The organism is Streptosporangium sandarakinum (assembly GCF_013409935.1).
Taxonomy (GTDB): domain Bacteria; phylum Actinomycetota; class Actinomycetes; order Streptosporangiales; family Streptosporangiaceae; genus Streptosporangium; species Streptosporangium nondiastaticum.
In genome coordinates this window covers 863,414-880,584 of record NZ_JACCCO010000001.1, presented here as the reverse complement: position 1 = coordinate 880,584, position 17,171 = coordinate 863,414, and the positions used below count along the sequence as shown (strand labels likewise).

At 70.2% G+C, this 17,171-nt stretch carries 12 protein-coding genes and 1 tRNA gene; 9 read left to right on the top strand and 4 right to left on the bottom strand.

Going from position 1 to position 17,171, the window contains the following annotated elements; genetic code table 11:
* Window positions 1-55 precede the first annotated feature (55 nt).
* From HDA43_RS03865 to HDA43_RS03855, 3 genes are all read right to left on the bottom strand, one after another.
* Window positions 56-5,656 (bottom strand): non-ribosomal peptide synthetase, encoded by a 5,601-nt coding sequence (locus tag HDA43_RS03865; RefSeq protein ID WP_179818328.1) that lies wholly within the window; start codon window positions 5,654-5,656, stop codon window positions 56-58.
* 595 nt (window positions 5,657-6,251) lie between these two features.
* The gene (locus HDA43_RS03860; RefSeq protein WP_179818327.1) at window positions 6,252-7,022 is read right to left on the bottom strand and encodes a helix-turn-helix domain-containing protein; all 771 of its coding nucleotides are present in this window, start codon (window positions 7,020-7,022) and stop codon (window positions 6,252-6,254) included.
* A gap of 63 nt (window positions 7,023-7,085) precedes the next feature.
* Window positions 7,086-7,159: transfer RNA gene (locus HDA43_RS03855), tRNA-Leu, on the bottom strand.
* 128 nt (window positions 7,160-7,287) lie between these two features.
* Between HDA43_RS03855 and HDA43_RS03850 the strand changes: the two genes are divergently transcribed.
* The 6 genes from HDA43_RS03850 (at window position 7,288) to HDA43_RS03825 (ending at window position 13,472) form a co-directional block, all read left to right on the top strand.
* Window positions 7,288-7,899 carry an ANTAR domain-containing response regulator gene (locus HDA43_RS03850; protein ID WP_179822738.1) on the top strand — a complete coding sequence of 204 codons (612 nt, stop codon included), beginning with the start codon at window positions 7,288-7,290 and terminating at the stop codon, window positions 7,897-7,899.
* 502 nt (window positions 7,900-8,401) lie between these two features.
* Complete coding sequence (locus HDA43_RS03845) at window positions 8,402-9,601, top strand: branched-chain amino acid ABC transporter substrate-binding protein (protein ID WP_179818326.1); 1,200 nt, start codon at window positions 8,402-8,404, stop codon at window positions 9,599-9,601.
* A gap of 161 nt (window positions 9,602-9,762) precedes the next feature.
* A complete protein-coding gene (locus tag HDA43_RS03840) occupies window positions 9,763-10,731 on the top strand; it encodes a branched-chain amino acid ABC transporter permease (protein ID WP_179818325.1) in 969 nt (322 codons plus the stop codon).
* Window positions 10,728-11,876 carry a branched-chain amino acid ABC transporter permease gene (locus HDA43_RS03835; RefSeq protein ID WP_179818324.1) on the top strand — a complete coding sequence of 383 codons (1,149 nt, stop codon included), beginning with the start codon at window positions 10,728-10,730 and terminating at the stop codon, window positions 11,874-11,876. Before HDA43_RS03840 ends, HDA43_RS03835 begins: the two co-directional genes overlap by 4 nt.
* Complete coding sequence (locus tag HDA43_RS03830) at window positions 11,873-12,697, top strand: ABC transporter ATP-binding protein (protein WP_312872973.1); 825 nt, start codon at window positions 11,873-11,875, stop codon at window positions 12,695-12,697. Before HDA43_RS03835 ends, HDA43_RS03830 begins: the two co-directional genes overlap by 4 nt.
* Window positions 12,687-13,472, top strand: a complete 786-nt coding sequence (locus tag HDA43_RS03825; protein ID WP_246423901.1) for an ABC transporter ATP-binding protein — start codon at window positions 12,687-12,689, stop codon at window positions 13,470-13,472. Before HDA43_RS03830 ends, HDA43_RS03825 begins: the two co-directional genes overlap by 11 nt.
* Before the next feature lie 55 nt (window positions 13,473-13,527).
* Here the strand turns inward: HDA43_RS03825 and HDA43_RS03820 are convergent, their stop codons facing one another.
* A complete protein-coding gene (locus tag HDA43_RS03820; protein ID WP_179818323.1) occupies window positions 13,528-14,085 on the bottom strand; it encodes a DUF4352 domain-containing protein in 558 nt (185 codons plus the stop codon).
* 411 nt (window positions 14,086-14,496) lie between these two features.
* Between HDA43_RS03820 and HDA43_RS03815 the strand changes: the two genes are divergently transcribed.
* Genes HDA43_RS03815 through HDA43_RS03805 form a run of 3 tightly spaced genes read left to right on the top strand, consistent with a single transcriptional unit; the run spans window position 14,497 to window position 16,973 of the window.
* Window positions 14,497-15,360, top strand: a complete 864-nt coding sequence (locus HDA43_RS03815; RefSeq protein WP_312872970.1) for a transporter substrate-binding domain-containing protein — start codon at window positions 14,497-14,499, stop codon at window positions 15,358-15,360.
* A gap of 3 nt (window positions 15,361-15,363) precedes the next feature.
* The gene (locus HDA43_RS03810) at window positions 15,364-16,215 is read left to right on the top strand and encodes an amino acid ABC transporter permease (protein WP_179818322.1); all 852 of its coding nucleotides are present in this window, start codon (window positions 15,364-15,366) and stop codon (window positions 16,213-16,215) included.
* Window positions 16,212-16,973, top strand: coding sequence for an amino acid ABC transporter ATP-binding protein (locus tag HDA43_RS03805; protein WP_312872968.1), 762 nt, complete (start codon window positions 16,212-16,214; stop codon window positions 16,971-16,973). The genes HDA43_RS03810 and HDA43_RS03805 overlap by 4 nt, the downstream gene beginning before the upstream one ends.
* Window positions 16,974-17,171 lie beyond the last annotated feature (198 nt).

The window sequence follows — 17,171 nt, the reverse complement described above, 5'->3', positions numbered from 1 at the left end:
CCGGGCGCGGGCACCGCACGCGGCGCGGCCCCGCCGTACGGCGGGACCGCCCGGCTCAGTCAGGTCTGCGGGCCCGCCCCCTCATCCGGTCCCGCCGTACGGCGAGCCGCCGCGCGGCCCGGTCCAGACCCGGGCTGTCACCCCCGCCGTCCAGATGCGCCGCCAGGGCCCGCACGGTCGGATGCCGGAACAGGTCCACGACCGGAACCTCCCGGCCGAGGACCCCCGCCAGCCGCGCCTGCACCGCGGCGATCGCCAGCGAATGACCGCCGATCTCGAAGAAGTTGTCCGTCGCCCGCACCCGGGGCACACCGAGCACGGCCCGCCACACCTCGGCCACCGCCCGCTCCGTCGGCCCCGAGGGCTCCCCACCCGGACCACCACCCGCACCGCGCCCCGGCACCTTCGCCGGACCGCCTCCGGGACCACCGGCCGGGCCGTGGCCCCGCCCCGCGGACATCGCCGCCGGATCGAGTCCCGGAACACCGGCCGGACCACCGCCGGGACCGCCGTCCAGGGCGTGGCCCCGCCCGGCGGACATCGCCGCCGGACCGGGCGCCCGCAGACGCAACGCGGCACGATCCACCTTGCCGTTCGGCGTCAACGGCAACGCCGCCACCACCTCCACCCCGGCGGGCACCGCGTACTCCGGCAGCACCCCCCGCAGATGCTCCAGCAGCCGCGCGGACGACACCCCCGGCCTGACCGGGACGGCGTAGCCGTACAGCACAGCCTCACGCCCGCCACCGGCACCGCCGGCGCCGCCGCCCACCGCCACGACCGCCGCCGACCGCACCGCCGGATGAGCCGCCAGCGCCGCCTCCACCCCGCCCGGCTCCACCCGGAAGCCCCGCACCTTCACCTGGTCGTCCCGCCGCCCGGCGAGCGTCACCGTCCCGTCCGGGTTCAACCGCCCCAGGTCACCGGTCCGGAAACCCTCCGCGGTGAACCGCGCCCGGGTCAGCTCGGCGTCGAGGTAACCGTCCGCGAGGTTGGCGCTGCGCACCACCACCTCGCCCAGCTCACCCACCCCCGCCCGGCCACCGTGCCCGGCCAGCACCAGCAGCTCGCTGCCCTCGACTCCCCGCCCGGCCGGCACCGGCTCCGCGCTCTCCGCCGCGCCGGGCGGAACCTCGTACCACGCGTGCGCCTGCGGCGTCTCCGTCGTGCCGTAGAACGCCACCACACGCGCCGCGGGCGCCAGGCGACGCAACCGCCCGGCGTCGGCGAAGGTGAGACGGTCACCCCCCGTCGCGACCAGCCGCACATCCGGCAGCACCCCGCCCGTCCCGCACAGCATCCGCGCCAGCTGCGGCGTCAGATGCAGCACGGTCACGCGGTGCTCACGCAGCCACCCCGCCAGCCGCAGCGGATCACGCACCGTCGCCGCCTCGGGGACGCACAGCCGCGCACCCGCCACCAGCGGCACGAACAGGTCCCGCAGCGCCGGATCGTGCGCGAGCCCCGACAGCAACGCGAAACGGTCGGCCGGCGACACCCCGAACGTCTCCACGTACCAGTGCGCGAAGTGCGCCAGCGGACCCTCACCCGTCACCACCGGCTTGGGCTCACCCGTCGTGCCCGACGTCAGCGACAGATACCCCCGCGCCGGACACGGCCCCGCCCCCGGCGCATCCGCGTCAGCCGGTGCGACCTCCCACCCGTCGGACGGCACGATCTCCCGCAGACCCGCGGGCATCGGCAGGTCCGCGCCGCCCGGTGCCCCCGGGCAGCGCAGCACCGCCACCGCCCCCGCGGCCTCCGCCTGACGCGCCAGCACCGCCACCGGATACGCCGGATCGAGGACCACCCACCTCGCCCCGCTCACCAGCACGCCCAGCAGCACGCCCGGCAACTCCGGAACCCGCGACGCCAGCACCGCCACCGCCTGCCCCGGCTCCACCCCCGCCCCGCGCACCGCACCGGCCACCCGGTCCCGCAACGACGCCAGCGCCGCGCCGTCCAGCACCCGCCCCGAACCCTCCGCCACCGCGCCGGCCCGCAGGGACTCCGGCAGCCCGGGACCGTCCCACACGGGTGGCGACCCGGACCCCGCCGGTTCTCCGTCAGCCGGGTCCTTCGCAGTCCGCGCCAGCCGTACCGGCTCGTCCGGACGCGCCAGCAGATCCTCCAGCAGGCACGCGTAACCCGTCAGCAGGGCCTCCATCCGCGCCGCGGAGAACAGATCCGGGTTGTACACCAGCTGCAGGGCGTAACCCCCCGCGGACCCGGGCCCCGGCTCAGCACCCGATCCCGCCTCCGGTCCCGGTCCCGGTTCGGGCCCCGGCTCCGCCGCGACGTACAGCGTCAGGTCGAACAGCGAACCCGGCAGGCCCGCCGCCAGCGGCTCCGCCGTACATCCCGGCAGGTCCAGCTTCGCCCCGGCGAAGTCGTACATGTTGAACAACACCTGCGTCACCGGGTTCCGCCCCAGATCCCGGGGCACCCGCAACGCCTCCACCACCCGCTCCAGCGGCACGTCCCCCCGCGCCACCACCTCCGCCAGCTCATCCCGGCACCGCAAAACGGACTCGGCGAAGGACGCGTCGCCGTCCTGGCGCAACCGCAGCGGCAGCATCCGCACGCACATCCCCACCAGTTCCGCGAACGCCGCGCGCCCCCGATCGGCGTACGGCGTGCCGACCAGCAGGTCCCGCTCACCGGTCAACCGGGCCACCAGCTCACCGAACGCCGCCAGCAGCACCGGGTACGGCGTCACCCCAAGCTCCGCCGCCAGCCGCCTGACCCGCCCGCCCAGCTCACCGTCCAGCCCCGCCCGCCGTACGGCACCGCGGAACGTCTGCACCGGCGGACGCGGCGCGTCCCTCGGCAGGTCCACCACCGTCGGCGCGCCCTCCAGATGGGCACACCACCACTCCAGTGCCTCCCCGGAGGCTCCACCCGCGGAGACCCCGCCCCCGGAGAATCCGCTGCCAGAGGCCCCGTCACCGGTGGCCTCAGCCCCGGAGGCCCCGTCCGCGGGAAGCCCCGCCCCGGAGGCTCCGCCGTCCCGCTCCCGCGCCCACCGCACGTAGTCGCCGAACGAGACCCCCACCGGCTCCAGCGCCCCACCCCGGTAGGCCACGCCCAGATCCCGGAAGAACACATCCTGCGACCAGCCGTCGAACACGATGTGGTGCACCGTCACCGCCACCACGTGCTCGTCCGCCGCCAGCCGCACCAGCCTGGCCCGCAGCAGCGGCCCCGCCGCCAGGTCGAACCGCTCCCGGGCCTCGCGGTCCAGCACCCGCGCCAGCGCCGCCTCCCGCGCGTCCGCCGCGAGACCGGACAGATCCTCCACGGGCAACGGCACCGGCCCCGCCGGGGCCACCGACACCCGCGGCACACCGTCCTCCGCCGGAACCCGCCACCGCAACGCCTCGTGCCGGGCCACCACCGCCCCCAGCGCCCGCTCCAGGGCACCCGCGTCCAACGGGCCCCGCACCCGCTCCGCCATCGCGATGTTGTGCGCGGGGGTGTCCGGCGCCAGTCGCTCCACGAACCACATGCGCCGCTGCGCCGCCGACAGCGCCGGCCCCACGGCGGAACCGGCGACACCGGCCGACGGCACCGGCCTCGCGGCGGCACCGGAAGCGCCGGGGACGCCGTCCCGGACATCCTCGTTCTCCGGAGGAGCCCCGTCCTCCGCGTGACCCCCGCCCCGGCCGGACCCGCCGACACGCGGCGCGCCCGCCACCCTCGCCGCCAGCGCGCCGTACACCCGGGCCGAATGGACGTCCTCGACCGAGATCTCCCGCCCCAGCTCCGCCCGGACCGCCGCCACCAGCCGCATCGCACGCAGCGAGTGCCCGCCGACGGCGAAGAAGTCGTCGTCCGCCTCCGGCGGCGGAGCCTGCAGCACCCGCGACCAGATCGCCGCCAGCCCGCCGTCCGTTCCGGACCCGGCGGCCACCGGGCCGTGCGCGGTCCGCAGCGCGCCCAGATCCACCTTCCCCGACGCGTTCAGCGGCAACGCCGCCACCCGCACCACCCTCGTCGGCACCATGTACGGCGGCAGCCGCAACGCGCAGTGCTCCCGCAACGCGGCCAGGTCGGGCGCGTCCAGCGGCGCCACGTACGCCACCAGCTCCCCGGGCACGTCCACCACCGCCTGCAGCACCCCCGGGTGAGCCCGCACCACCGACTCGACCTCGCCGATCTCCACCCGCTGCCCCTGGACCTTCACCTGCCGGTCCAGCCGCCCCATGAACGCGATCCGGCCGTCCTCCTGCCAGGCCACCCGGTCACCCGTCCGGTACAGCCGCGCGCCGGGCTCAGCCGAGAACGGATCGGGCACGAACCGCTCGGCCGTCAGCCCCGGACGACCCAAATACCCCCGGCTCACCTGCGGACCGCCGATGTGCAGCTCACCCGGCACCCCCACCGGGCACTCCCGCATCCGATCGTCCAGCACGTGCGCCCGGCAGCCGGCCAGCGGGCGGCCGATCGGCAGCGGCCGGTCCCACACCCCCGACAGCTCCGCCCCCACCACGCACACCGTCGTCTCCGTCGGCCCGTACCAGTTGTGGAACCGCGCGTACGCCGACCACCGGGCCACCTGCTCCGGCCCCGGAGGCTCCCCGGCCGTCACCAGATCCCGCAGACGCGGCAGCCGCGCCGGATCCACCAGCGGAAGCAGGGCGGGCGGCACGAACCCCCACGTGACCTCGTGCGCCTCCAGGAACCGCTGCAACCGGCCCGGATCCACCCTGTCCTCGTCCGGCACGAGCCGCACGCACCCGCCCGCCGCCAGCGGCGCGAACATGTCGAGCACCGACACGTCGAACCCCAGCGCCGAGAACGCGATCGACCGGCACGAGGCGTCCAGCCCGAAACGCGCCACCGCCGCCGTCACGAACGCCACCGCCGAGGCGTGGTCCACCACCACGCCCTTGGGACGGCCCGTCGAACCCGACGTGTACAGCACGTACGCGGCGTTGCCGGGACGGGCGTCCCCGGAGACCGGAACCTCGCCGGAGACCGAAACCCCGGAGCCGGGGACTCCGGAGGACGGATCGGCGGGAGGTCGGCCGGTGAGGATCGGCTCGGAGGGGGACGGCTCGGAGGGGAGCGGCCCGGTGGGAGAAAGCCCGGCGGGGGACGGTTCGGCCGGGGACGACACGATCTCCGGGACGACCAGCGTGCATCCGCACTCCCGCAGCAGGCCACGGCCGTCCTCGTCGGCCACGACCACGCCGATCGCCGCGTCCTCGATCACCTCCTGGAGCCGGCGACGGGGATGCCCCGGGTCCAGCGGGACGTAGGCGCCGCCCGCCAGCATCACGCCGAGCGCCGCCACCGGCATGAGCGGGGTGCGCCGCAGGCACAACCCCACCCGGACCTCGGGGCCGACCCCGAGGGCACGCAGCCGAGCCGCCAGCGCGGTGGCCGAGGAAAGCAGGTCACGGTAGGTGAGAAGGGCGTCCCACTGGCGGACGGCCGGGGCACCGGGGGAGCGGGCCGCCTGCGCGGCGATGAGGTCGCACAGCGTGGTCCGGGGGGAGACATGGGACGGTCCCGACGTCCATTCGACGGGAACCGGGGTCGCCGGCGGTGTTCCCGCGGGTGCTTCCGCAGGCGTCTCCGCCGGAGATGAGACGTGTCGCGTACCTGGCAACGAGGCGGACGAGGGGTCCTCCCGCATCGCTTCGAGCATCCACCCCCCATAGTCCTAAACAGGGGTTTTGCCCCGTAAAGTATTAATAGCGGTAAGGCACGTTATTCCTACGTTTCCAGGGTAATCCGCGTCAAGAGATGAATCTTCAAGCATGTTCGAATGCCGGTTTCGGGTCTGAACGAAGGCCGGGAAGCCTGGGAGCGGCTTGACATAACCGCATGTCACAGCGGGATAACGTGGAGAGCCGGGCCGGTCGGCCCCGCGGCGTGGTCTCGCGTCTCATCTGCCGGACACCCAGCGCAGTAGTGGGCTACGAAGAGCAAGTGACCGAAAACGGTATTTCGGACACAGACATATTTCGCCATATTTCGGTCTTATGCCCCCGAAGCCCCTCCGGGCCCTCACACCCGCCGAACCCCGTGCCTCTGGCCGGTCCCCATCCCCGGCCGAACCTCGCGCCGGAAGGGTGGCCTCGGCTTGATCGAACCGGGACCGGCCGCCCGGCCGGGCGTGAAGAGCGGAGCGTCCAATGCCGGGGACGGGGTTCGGAGGCGCGGAACCGGCCGTGTGCGCTACAGGGTTCCGGCGCTCCGGTGCTTCAGGCCGCCAGAGCGTCGGGCGCCCGGACATCGCCTCAGTACTTCGGCCCCACGAACTCGTCCAGTCGCGCGGCGGCCTCCCGTCTGGCGATGGAGATGGTGTTGGGCTTCGAATGGCGCCACTTCACATCGAGAAGGTCGAGCGCCTTCCCGCACGGCTCCAGGATGTCGCGGGATTCGTTGACGAACAGATGGCGAGGGTATTCGTAGAAACACGTCTCGTCGGCCGATTTTCCCTTCACCCGGTTGACCGGACGGCATCCATCGGAATGCATGAGACCTCGGACGAGGTTGCCGGGATTCGCGTCGACGATCTGCTGCCGCCATTCTTCCAGCCTGATCGGGCGATCCTGCCTCTTCCCCGGACCGTGCTGCGGGAACAGGTGGGGCCAGTGCTTGGAGAAGGAGTTGATCTCCGTGCAGCCCTGTCGGGGGAGTCTGCGCACCTTGTTGTCGGGCCTGATGGCGAGAAGCGCTTCGGCGCACTCGTCTTGGAGACCTGGCCAGGAATCCGCGCACATGATGCGTAATGACCAGACCTGTTTCGCCGGATCACCGATGACGCTGATACAGCCGTCCCCAAGATGGAGGCCGAGGAGATAGGCGTATGCGCTCTGCGGTTCAGGGGGTCTCGGAACGGTCTCGCACCGGGGGCGGAGAGTCGTTTTCGCAGAGGGGCGCCATTGGGAGTCCCGCCGGCCCCTGATCGTGGAGTGGGGAACTCCCGTCAGACGGCTGACCGCGCTGATGGTCTCACCGGTCGCCAGAAGCCGACGCACCCTTTCACGGACGGTGTCGGTGTGCATGCGCAGAGTTTCTCAGGGAGGTACGAAAAAAACCGCTCGCCTCGAAAGGCGAGCGGTTTTCAGTGCCCCGAGTGGGACTCGAACCCACACTTAATGGATTTTGAGGCCATCGACTCTGCCAATTGGTCTATCGGGGCATAAATCCGGACTTGTCCGGTTTTGTCGTCGGCTAGAGCTTACCCAGAACTGGATCGGACTCGGACACCGGCGTGGTCCCAATCTAGCGGACGTCGGTACCCTCTTGCTCGTGAGTACGCAGCGGCGAGTGGTGATCGCGGAAGACGAGGCCCTGATCCGCCTCGATCTCAAGGAGATGCTGGAAGAGGACGGTTACGCCGTCGTCGCCGAGGCGGCGGACGGTGAGGCCGCGGTGCAGCTGGCGGCCGAGCACCGGCCGGATCTGGTGATCCTGGATGTGAAGATGCCGGTGTTGGACGGTATCTCGGCGGCGGAGCAGATCGTGGCGCGGCGGATCGCGCCGTGTCTGATTCTGACGGCGTTCTCGCAGCGTGATCTGGTGGAGCGGGCGCGGGACGCCGGGGCGATGGCGTATCTGGTGAAGCCGTTCACGAAGTCGGATCTGGTGCCGGCGATCGAGATGGCGGTGAGCCGGCATGAGGAGATCGCGGCGCTGGAGCGTGAGGTCGGGACGCTGTCGGATCGGCTGGAGACGCGGAAGTTGGTGGAGCGGGCGAAGGGGCTGCTGATGGCGCAGCATGGTTGGTCCGAGCCGCAGGCGTTCCGGTGGATTCAGAAGGCGTCGATGGATCGGCGGTTGAGCATGCGTCAGGTGGCGCAGATCGTGGTCGACGGTGTGCCGGAGGGGCCGGGGGAGGACCAGGGGCCGCCGGAGGGCCAGGGGCCGTCGGAGGGTTGATCCGTCTGCGGGTGGTTTGTTCGTAGTCGGCCTGTTCCTGGATGGTCCGCTCGGGGGCGGACCGTGCGGACTGTGGGGTGGCCGGTTCGGGGTGGGCGGCCGGTGTGGGGACCGGTGGTCCTGGGTCGGGTGACGGGGTCGGGGGTCGGTTCGGGGACCGGTTCGGGGTGGGTGGTGCGCCCGTTGTGGCGGGTGCCGGGGTGTCTTGGTGTTTCGTGGGTTTCGGGGCCCGCGTGCTCTTCGGGTTCGAGGGGGTGCGCGGGTCTTTCGCGTACTTGGAGTGACCTTCCGATGCGGTGCGGGGTCATGGATGACCATGGCTTTTGCCTGGGTAGCCGTAAAGAATCGGTGTAATAACGAAACGGTTACGGGGGCGCTTCCTGTATCGACCCGTGACATGGGCTGGTTGTACTAACCGTCAACAACCCCCTGGCCACTCCGTCAGGGAGGGCATCTGTGAACCCGGTCCCGACTCGGGGGTCCGGGCGAAAGGAAGGCAACTTTGCGGCCTAGGACTGCTCGCCTCGGTGGGTTGCTCGCTGCCGGTCTGGCGCTCTCTCTCGGTCTCGCCGCCTGTGGTGACGGTGGCTCGAGCGCGGAGCCTTCGGAGGGCGGCTCCGGTGCGGCCTCCGGCACGGTCAAGATCGGTTTCATGGGAGACCTGACCGGCCCGAACTCCGGCATCGTCATTCCGCCGAAGAACGGCGCGAAGCTCGTGTTCGACGAGTACAACAAGACGAACCCGTCCGTGAAGATCGAGCTGGTCGAGTACGACAGCCAGGGTGACGGTTCCAAGGCCGTCGGTCTGGCCCAGCAGGCGATCAAGAACGACAAGGTCGCGGCTATGATCGGCCCGGCCTTCTCGGGTGAGTCGGCGCAGGTGGGGCCGGTGCTGGAAGAGGCACAGCTGCCCAGCATCACGGCGTCGGCGACGAACACGAAGCTGGCTCAGAACGGCTGGAAGTACTGGCACCGCATCCTTCCGAACGACAGCGTGCAGGGTCCCGGTATCGCGGACTTCATCGCGGGCGCCGCGGCGTCGAAGAACGCGTTCGTGATCGACGACAAGTCGGACTACGGCAAGCCGCTGGCCGACGCGGTCAAGGGGCAGCTGGAGACCAAGGGTGTGAAGGTCACCACCGACTCGCTGGACCCGCAGGAGAGCGACTTCTCCTCGGTGGTGAACAAGGTCGCGGCGACCAAGCCGGACTCGATCTTCTTCGGTGGTTACTACGCGGCGGCGGGCAACCTGCTGAAGCAGCTGCGTGACAAGGGCGTGAAGGACGCGAAGTTCTTCTCGGCCGACGGTTCGCTGGACAAGGGCCTGATCGACGGCGCCGGTGCGCCGAACGCCGAGGGCGCGCTGGTGGGCTGCCCCTGCTACATCGCCACGGCGGACGTGACCGACGAGAAGGTGAAGAAGTTCGCGGATGCCTACAAGGCGGCCTACAGCGCCGACCCGGCGATCTACGCGGCGGAGGGTTACGACGCCGCGACGGTCCTCGTGGAGGCGGTGAAGGCGGGCAACACCACCCCGGAGAAGATCAACGAGTTCATCAAGACCGTTGATCTGGCGGGTGTCTCCAAGCAGGTGAAGTTCGGGGCCAACGGTGAGGTCGAGGCCAAGGACATCTACATGTACCAGGTCAAGAACGGCGCGATCACGCTGCTGGGCAAGGCGTCCGAGGCGAAGCTGGGCTAGCGCCGGCTGACGAGAAGAGTAGGTAGTCGACGCGCGGGGAGCGGGAGCGCCGAAGTGCGGTCCCGCTCCCCTTGTGCGTCCGGTCGGGTTCACGAGGCCCGTGCCGGTGACGTGGGCTACCGGCAGTGCAGGCGACCCCCGCTGGAAGTGGTATCCCCCAAGTGTTCAGTGACTTCATCAATCAATTCTGGCCGGCGTCGATCGACGGCCTGGCCTTCGGTTCCATTTACGCTCTGATCGCGCTCGGCTACACGATGGTGTACGGCGTGCTGCGGTTGATCAATTTCGCGCATTCCGAAGTGTTCATGATCGGTACGTTCGGCGCGATGTTCGTCCCGTTCACGTTGGGCATCGACTCGACGCTCACCGGCATCGCGCTGGTGGGTGTGATCCTGGCGATGATCGTGGCGGGCATGCTGGCGTCGGCGGGTACGGCGATCGCGCTGGAGCAGGTGGCCTACAAGCCGCTGCGCAAGCGTGGCGCGTCGCGGCTGGCGGCTCTCATCTCGGCGATCGGCGCCTCGATCTTCCTTCAGGAGCTGTTCGCCCTGGTGGTGATTCCGGGGGTGTTCGACCGTCCGGAGCGGGGCCGTATCCAGATGGGTCTGCCCCGGTTGATGGAGCGGTCGGAGCTTTTCTCGATCGCGGGTCATCCGGTGCGGGTGGACCAGGTGGTGGTGATCATCGCGGCGATCGGCATGATGATCGCGCTGGACGCTCTGGTGAACCGGACGAAGATCGGCCGTGGTATCCGTGCGACCGCGCAGAATCCGGAGGCGGCCACCCTGATGGGGGTGGACATCAACAACATCGTCCGGATGACGTTCCTCATCGGCGGCGCGATGGCCGGTGTGGCCGGCGCGCTGTACCTGATCTCGTACGAGAACACGAACTACTACATCGGGTTCCTCTTCGGTATCAAGGCGTTCACCGCGGCGGTGCTGGGCGGTATCGGCAACCTGCGTGGTGCGCTGGTCGGCGGGATCGTGCTGGGTCTGGTGGAGAACTACGGTGCGATCCTCGTCGGTTCCGACTGGAAGCACGTGATCTCCTTCACGATCCTGATCCTGGTCCTGATGTTCCGTCCCACCGGAATCCTCGGTGAATCACTCCAGCAGGCGCGCGCATGAACAAGAAGACTTCCTCGGCGGGTTTCCGCCATCAGTTGGGTCACTTCGGTGACGTCGTGCACGACCGGTGGCTGCGGGCGCCGGGCTGGCAGCGGTGGATCGTCTATCTGCTGCTGATCGTCTTTGCGCTGCTGCTGCCGTCGGAGAGCATCGGCAGTTTCATGTCGCCCGACACCGACTGGGCGACGATCCTGTTCTTCCCGATCGGCACGTACGTGGTGCTGGCGATCGGCCTGAACGTGGTGGTGGGCCAGGCGGGTCTGCTCGACCTGGGTTTCGTCGCGTTCTACGCGGTGGGCGGCTACGCGATGGCGTTGCTGGGCACCAAGATGGGCTGGGACTTCTGGGTGATCCTGGTGGTGGGCATCGGGATCTGCGCCCTGTCGGGCATCACGCTGGGCGCCCCGACGCTGCGGCTGCGCGGTGACTATCTGGCGATCGTCACGCTGGGCTTCGGTGAGATCATCCGGATCACGGCCCGTAACACCGACTCGATCGGCGGTCCGACGGGCATCAGCGGCATTCCGCACCCGCCGAACCTGAGTGATGACTTCGAGCTGTTCGGCGTCAAGATCTTCAAGTACGGCGTGCTGGACCCGAGGCCGTACTACTACCTGCTGGTGGCGCTGGCGGTCATCGTGATCATTCTGGTGAAGCGGTGGGAGAAGAGCCGGGTCGGGCGTGCGTGGGCGGCGATCCGTGAGGACGAGGACGCGGCCGAGGTGATGGGCGTGCCGACGTTCCGGTTCAAGATGCTGGCGTTCGCGATCGGCGCGTCGATCGGTGGCGCGATGGGTGTGCTGTGGGCGGCGAAGTCGGTGTCGCTGAATCCGAACGACTTCCAGTTCCTGCTGTCGGCGACGATCCTGGCGGCCGTGGTCATGGGCGGTTCGGGCAATCTGCCGGGCGTCATGCTGGGGGCGTTCGTGGTGGCGTGGCTGCCTGAGCGTTTCCGGGAGCTGAAGGACTACCGCATGCTGATCTTCGGTGCGGTGCTCGTGGCGCTGATGATCTTCCGTCCGGAGGGGCTGTTGCCGTCGCGGCAGCGCAAGGCGGAGTTCAAGGAGGGCTCCGGCGGGATGGGGACGCTCGGTGCCGAGGTGCCCGGGCCGGAGTCGCACGGTGAGGAGGTGGCCTCCAGGTGAGCACCGAGGTGAGCACGGGGGCGAACGCGGAGGCGGGCCGGGAGGGCCGTCGCGCGCTGCTGGAGCTGCAGGGGCTGACGATGCGGTTCGGCGGTGTCACGGCGCTGAAGGACGTGGGCCTGACGATCGGTGAGGGGGAGATCTTCGCCCTGATCGGTCCGAACGGCGCGGGCAAGACGACGGTCTTCAACGTGGTGACCGGGGTGTACCGGCCCACGGAGGGTCAGGTGTTGTTCGGGGGCGAGAGGATCAGCGGTCTCAAGCGCTTCAAGATCACGAAGCGCGGTGTCGCCCGGACGTTCCAGAACATCCGCCTGTTCCACAACATGACGGCGCTGGAGAACGTGATGGTGGGCTCCGACGTCCACCACCGCGCGGGCATGGTCAGCGTGGCGCTGGGCCTGCCCTGGCACCGGCAGGCCGAGCGGGAGGGCCGGGCGCTGGCGATGGAGCTGCTCGACTTCGTCGGGGTCTCCCATCGGGCGCACGACTACGCCAAGAACCTGCCCTACGGTGACCAGCGGCGGCTGGAGATCGCCCGCGCGCTGGCGACGGACCCGAAGCTGCTGCTGCTGGACGAGCCGGCCGCGGGCATGAACCCGGCGGAGAAGGTGGCGCTGCAGCAGCTGATCCGGGACATCCGGGACGCCGGCCGGACGATTCTGATCATCGAGCACGACATGAGCCTCATCATGGGCATCAGCGACCGCATCGCGGTGCTGGACTTCGGCCAGAAGATCGCCGACGGGCTGCCGGATGAGGTGCGGAACGACCCCCGGGTCGTCGAGGCGTATTTGGGGGCTCCCGCAGATGCTTCTTGAGGTCAAGGACATCCACGTCCACTACGGCAAGATCGAGGCCCTCAAGGGCATCTCGGTCGAGGTGAACGAGGGTGAGATCGTCACGCTCATCGGGGCGAACGGGGCGGGCAAGACCACGACCCTGAAGACGATCTCGGGCCTGCGGGGCCTGACGTCGGGCAGCATCGTCTTCGACGGCAAGGACATCTCCAGGATGCCGGGCCACAAGCGGGTCGTGGCGGGCCTGGGGCAGGCCCCCGAGGGCCGTGGCGTCTTCCCCGGCATGACGGTGCACGACAACCTGCTGATGGGCGCCTACACCCGCTCGGGCAGCTTCTCCGCCGAGCTGGCGGAGGCGTACGAGCTGTTCCCGCGGCTGGCCGAGCGCCGCAACCAGGCGGCCGGCACGATGTCCGGCGGTGAGCAGCAGATGCTCGCGATCGGCCGCGCGCTGATGGCCAAGCCGAAGGTGCTGCTGCTGGACGAGCCGTCGATGGGTCTGGCGCCGCTGATGGTGCAGCAGATCTTCTCCATCATCGAGGAGATCAACCGCCGGGGCACCACGGTGCTGCTGGTGGAGCAGAACGCCCAGCAGGCGCTGAAGCTGGCGCACCGGGCGTACGTGCTGGAGACCGGGAAGGTGGTCAAGAGCGCGCCCGCAGCCGACCTGCTGAACGACCCGGACGTGCAGGCCGCCTATCTCGGCGGCGGCCTGGGGCACGACGCGCCGGAGGAGCCGGCCGTGTCCCAGGAGCGGGCCGTGCCCGAGGAGCGGAGCGGCGCGCCGGAGGCGTGACGTCCCGCGGCTCTCCGCCCTCCGCCGCCCCGCTGACCCCCGGAGTCCCCGGGGGTCAGCGGAGCGGCACCTCGGCGCCCTTGGTGGTGCCGCCGACGCCGAGCGGCGGGTCGCCGAACAGGCGGATGCCGGTGACCCGGGCGTCCTTGGGGATGTCGAACCACAGGTCCATCTCGATCCTGACCTCGGCGCCGAGGGGCAGGGTGTCGGGCTGGCGCTTGATGGCCTGGGCGAAGGCGTTGATGGCGTGGGCGGTGCCGTCGGCGGTGAGGAGCCGCTGGCGTTTGGCGTCGAACCGGGAGTTGGTGCGGCCGGGGTTCTCGGCGACGATCCGCACGACCACGTACTGGCCCTTGGCCTGCCACTCGCCGTGGCTGCCGACGAAGCCGTCGAGGCCGGTCTGCAGGCCGATGACCTGGAAGCGGGTGTCGCCGTCGGTGACCGGGGCGGCGTGCACGGCCCGTTCGCCGGGCCGTACGTGGCGGGTCGGCAGGTCGTAGGCGGGCGCGGGGGAGGCGGTCGCCGCGGGGGCCGGTGGGTCCGCCGCCGAGCAGGCGGAGAGCAGGAGCACGGTCAGCGCGGCACCGGCGAACGCGGTAGGGGGGTTGCGCACACCGGGCAACGTAACCGAGGCGGTCGCGGAGATCAATGAGTCCGGCGCGGGCACGTGAACCGCGTCGGGGCGGCCGGTCCCGGCGGGCTTCCGTGGCCCGGGGCGCCCGGCGGGGAGCGTGTGAACGGGGACACACCGCTCTGAAGTGCGAATATAGTTCGTTTACATTGTTCTGGGACGCGGCCTGACCGGCCGCCGTTCTTATAGGCCGGCGCGAAACCGGGCGTTGGCCGTCGGATGAAGGAGGCGCCGGGATCGATGCCGGAACAGGCGGCGACCGGGCGGCTTCGAACGTGACTGTTGTCCGAATTGTGTCGTATCGGTGATCTGCATGGCCATGCGGCTGGGAAAGCATTCCCAGCACTGAGGTATCTGTTTCCGGATGCGACACCGATCCGTAAGGAGGCCGTTGTGGGCCTGAGTTCTGTTCTCCGCCGTCGGACGCTGGCGGTGGGCGCCATGGTCGTCGCCGGCGCGCTCGGCCTGTCGGCCTGTGGCGGTGACGGTGGCGACACCACCGCTTCGAGCGGGAGCGCCTCGTCGAACGCGTCCGCCGCGGGCGGCGTCAAGGTGGTCAACCCCGGCAAGCTGACCGTCTGCACCAACCTCCCCTATGAGCCCTTCCAGTTCAAGCAGGGCGACAAGACCGTCGGCTTCGACGTCGACATCATGGACCTGGCGGCCAAGAAGCTCGGCCTGACGCAGGAGATCGTGGACATCGACTTCGCCGTCATCAAGAGCGGCGCGGCGATGGCGACCGGCAAGTGCGACGCGGCCGCGGCCGGCATGACGATCACGCCGGAGCGCAAGGCCAACATCGACTTCTCCGACCCCTACTTCGACGCCACCCAGGCGCTGCTGGCGAAGAAGGGCAGCGGCGCCGCCTCCCTCGACGACGTCAAGAGCAAGAACCTGCGGCTCGGCGCGCAGGCCTCCACCACGGGCCTCGACTACGTCAAGAAGCAGGGCCTCAACCCCAAGGAGTTCGCCGACTCGCCCAAGGAGCTGCTGGGCCTGCAGTCGGGCCAGGTCGACGTGATCGTCCAGGACCTGCCGGTCGTGCTGACCTGGCTGAAGAAGCCGGAGATCGCCGACAAGTTCGAGATGGTCGCCAGCCTCGACACCGGTGAGCAGTACGGCATCGGCCTGAAGAAGAACGCCGACCCCGTCCTGCTGAAGACCATCAACGAGTCGATCGCCGCCGCCAAGTCGGACGGCACCTACGACGAGATCTTCATGAAGTGGTTCGGCAAGAAGCCCGGAGAGCTCGGCTGATCCATGACCGACCATCTCAAGGCGGCTGAGCCGTCCCGTCCGGCCGGAACCCCCTCCGGCCGGGCGGGCCTCAGCCCCCGCAAGAAGCAACGGATCAGCCGGGCCGTCCAGTACGTCGTGCTGGCGGCCCTGGTGGTCTTCCTCGCGCTGCGCGTCGAGTGGGGCCCGCTCGGCCAGAACTTCGCCAAGGGCGAGGTCGCCGGGGAGATGTTCCCGGACCTGTTCACGGTCGCGCTGAAGAACACGATCATCTACTCGGTGGGCGGCTTCGTCTTCGCCTTCCTGCTGGGCCTGGTGTTCGCCCTGATGCGGATGTCGTCGGTGCGCCCCTACCGGTGGATCGCCGTCGCCTACATCGAGATCTTCCGCGGGCTGCCCGCGCTGCTGATCTTCCTGCTCATCCTGTTCCTGCCGCTGGCGCTGCCGGGCTTCGAGGTTCCGGGCGGCACCTACGGCCAGGGCATCCTGGGCCTGACGGTCGTCGGCGCGGCCTACATGGCCGAGACGCTCCGCGCGGGCCTGCAGGCCGTACCCAAGGGGCAGATGGAGGCGGCCCGCTCGCTGGGCATGTCGCACGCCAGGGCCATGGTCAGCATCGTCATCCCGCAGGCGGTGCGGATCGTGATCCCGCCGACGACCAACCAGTTCGTGGCGCTGCTCAAGGACTCCTCGCTGGTGCTGTTCCTCGGCGTGTCCGGCGAGTACGTCGAGCTGACGAAGTTCGGCAACGACATGGCCTCCACCTACGCCAACGCCACCCCCATCCTGGTGGTCGGCATCACGTATCTCCTGGTCACCATCCCGCTGGGCTACCTCGCCTCCCGGCTGGAACGTCGTCAGGCGAAGGGACGGTGAGCGGGGTGGAGCACGCGGTCGAGATCCGCGACCTGCACAAGTCGTTCGGCGAGCTGGAGGTCCTCAAGGGCATCGACTTCTCCGTCGAGCCCGGCCAGGTCGTCTGCGTCATCGGCCCCTCGGGGTCGGGCAAGTCGACGCTGCTGCGGTGCGTGAACCTCCTGGAGCAGCCCACCTCCGGCCGGGTGGTCCTGGAGGGCATCGAGCTGACCGACCCCGACGTCGACCTCGACGCGGCCCGCCGCCGGGTCGGCATGGTCTTCCAGCAGTTCAACCTGTTCCCGCACATGACGGTGCTGGAGAACGTGATGATCGCCCAGCGGCGGGTGCTGAAGCGCGGGAAGGCCGAGGCCGACCGGGTCGCCCGGGAGAACCTGGAGAAGGTGGGCATCGCCGAGAAGTGCGACGCCTACCCGGCGCAGCTGTCCGGCGGCCAGCAGCAGCGGGTGGCCATCGCCCGGGCGCTGGCCATGAACCCGGCGCTGATGCTCTTCGACGAGCCCACCTCGGCGCTGGACCCCGAGCTGGTCGGCGACGTGCTGGCGGTCATGCGCAAGCTGGCCGAGGAGGGGATGACGATGCTCGTGGTCACCCACGAGATGGCGTTCGCCCGCGACGTAGCCGACCGGGTGGTCTTCATGGACGGCGGCGTGATCGTCGAGGACGGCCCGGCCGCCCAGGTGATCGGCGACCCGCAGCAGGAGCGCACCAAGGCGTTCCTGCGCCGGGTGCTGGACCCGACCCACACCGACGTCTGAGGCGTCCCGCACGTCCGGCACGGCCCTCGCGGCCCCGCACCCCGGTGCGGGGCCGCGAGGCCGTTCCCGGGGCCCGGGGGAGGCCTTTGGCGCCGTGCAGAGCTTCCCCGACCCTGCGCGTTTTCTACTCGGCCTCCCCGCGGGCACCGCTGTCACCCACCGTAGCGACCCATGTGCCGATAGTGCAAAGATGTACGG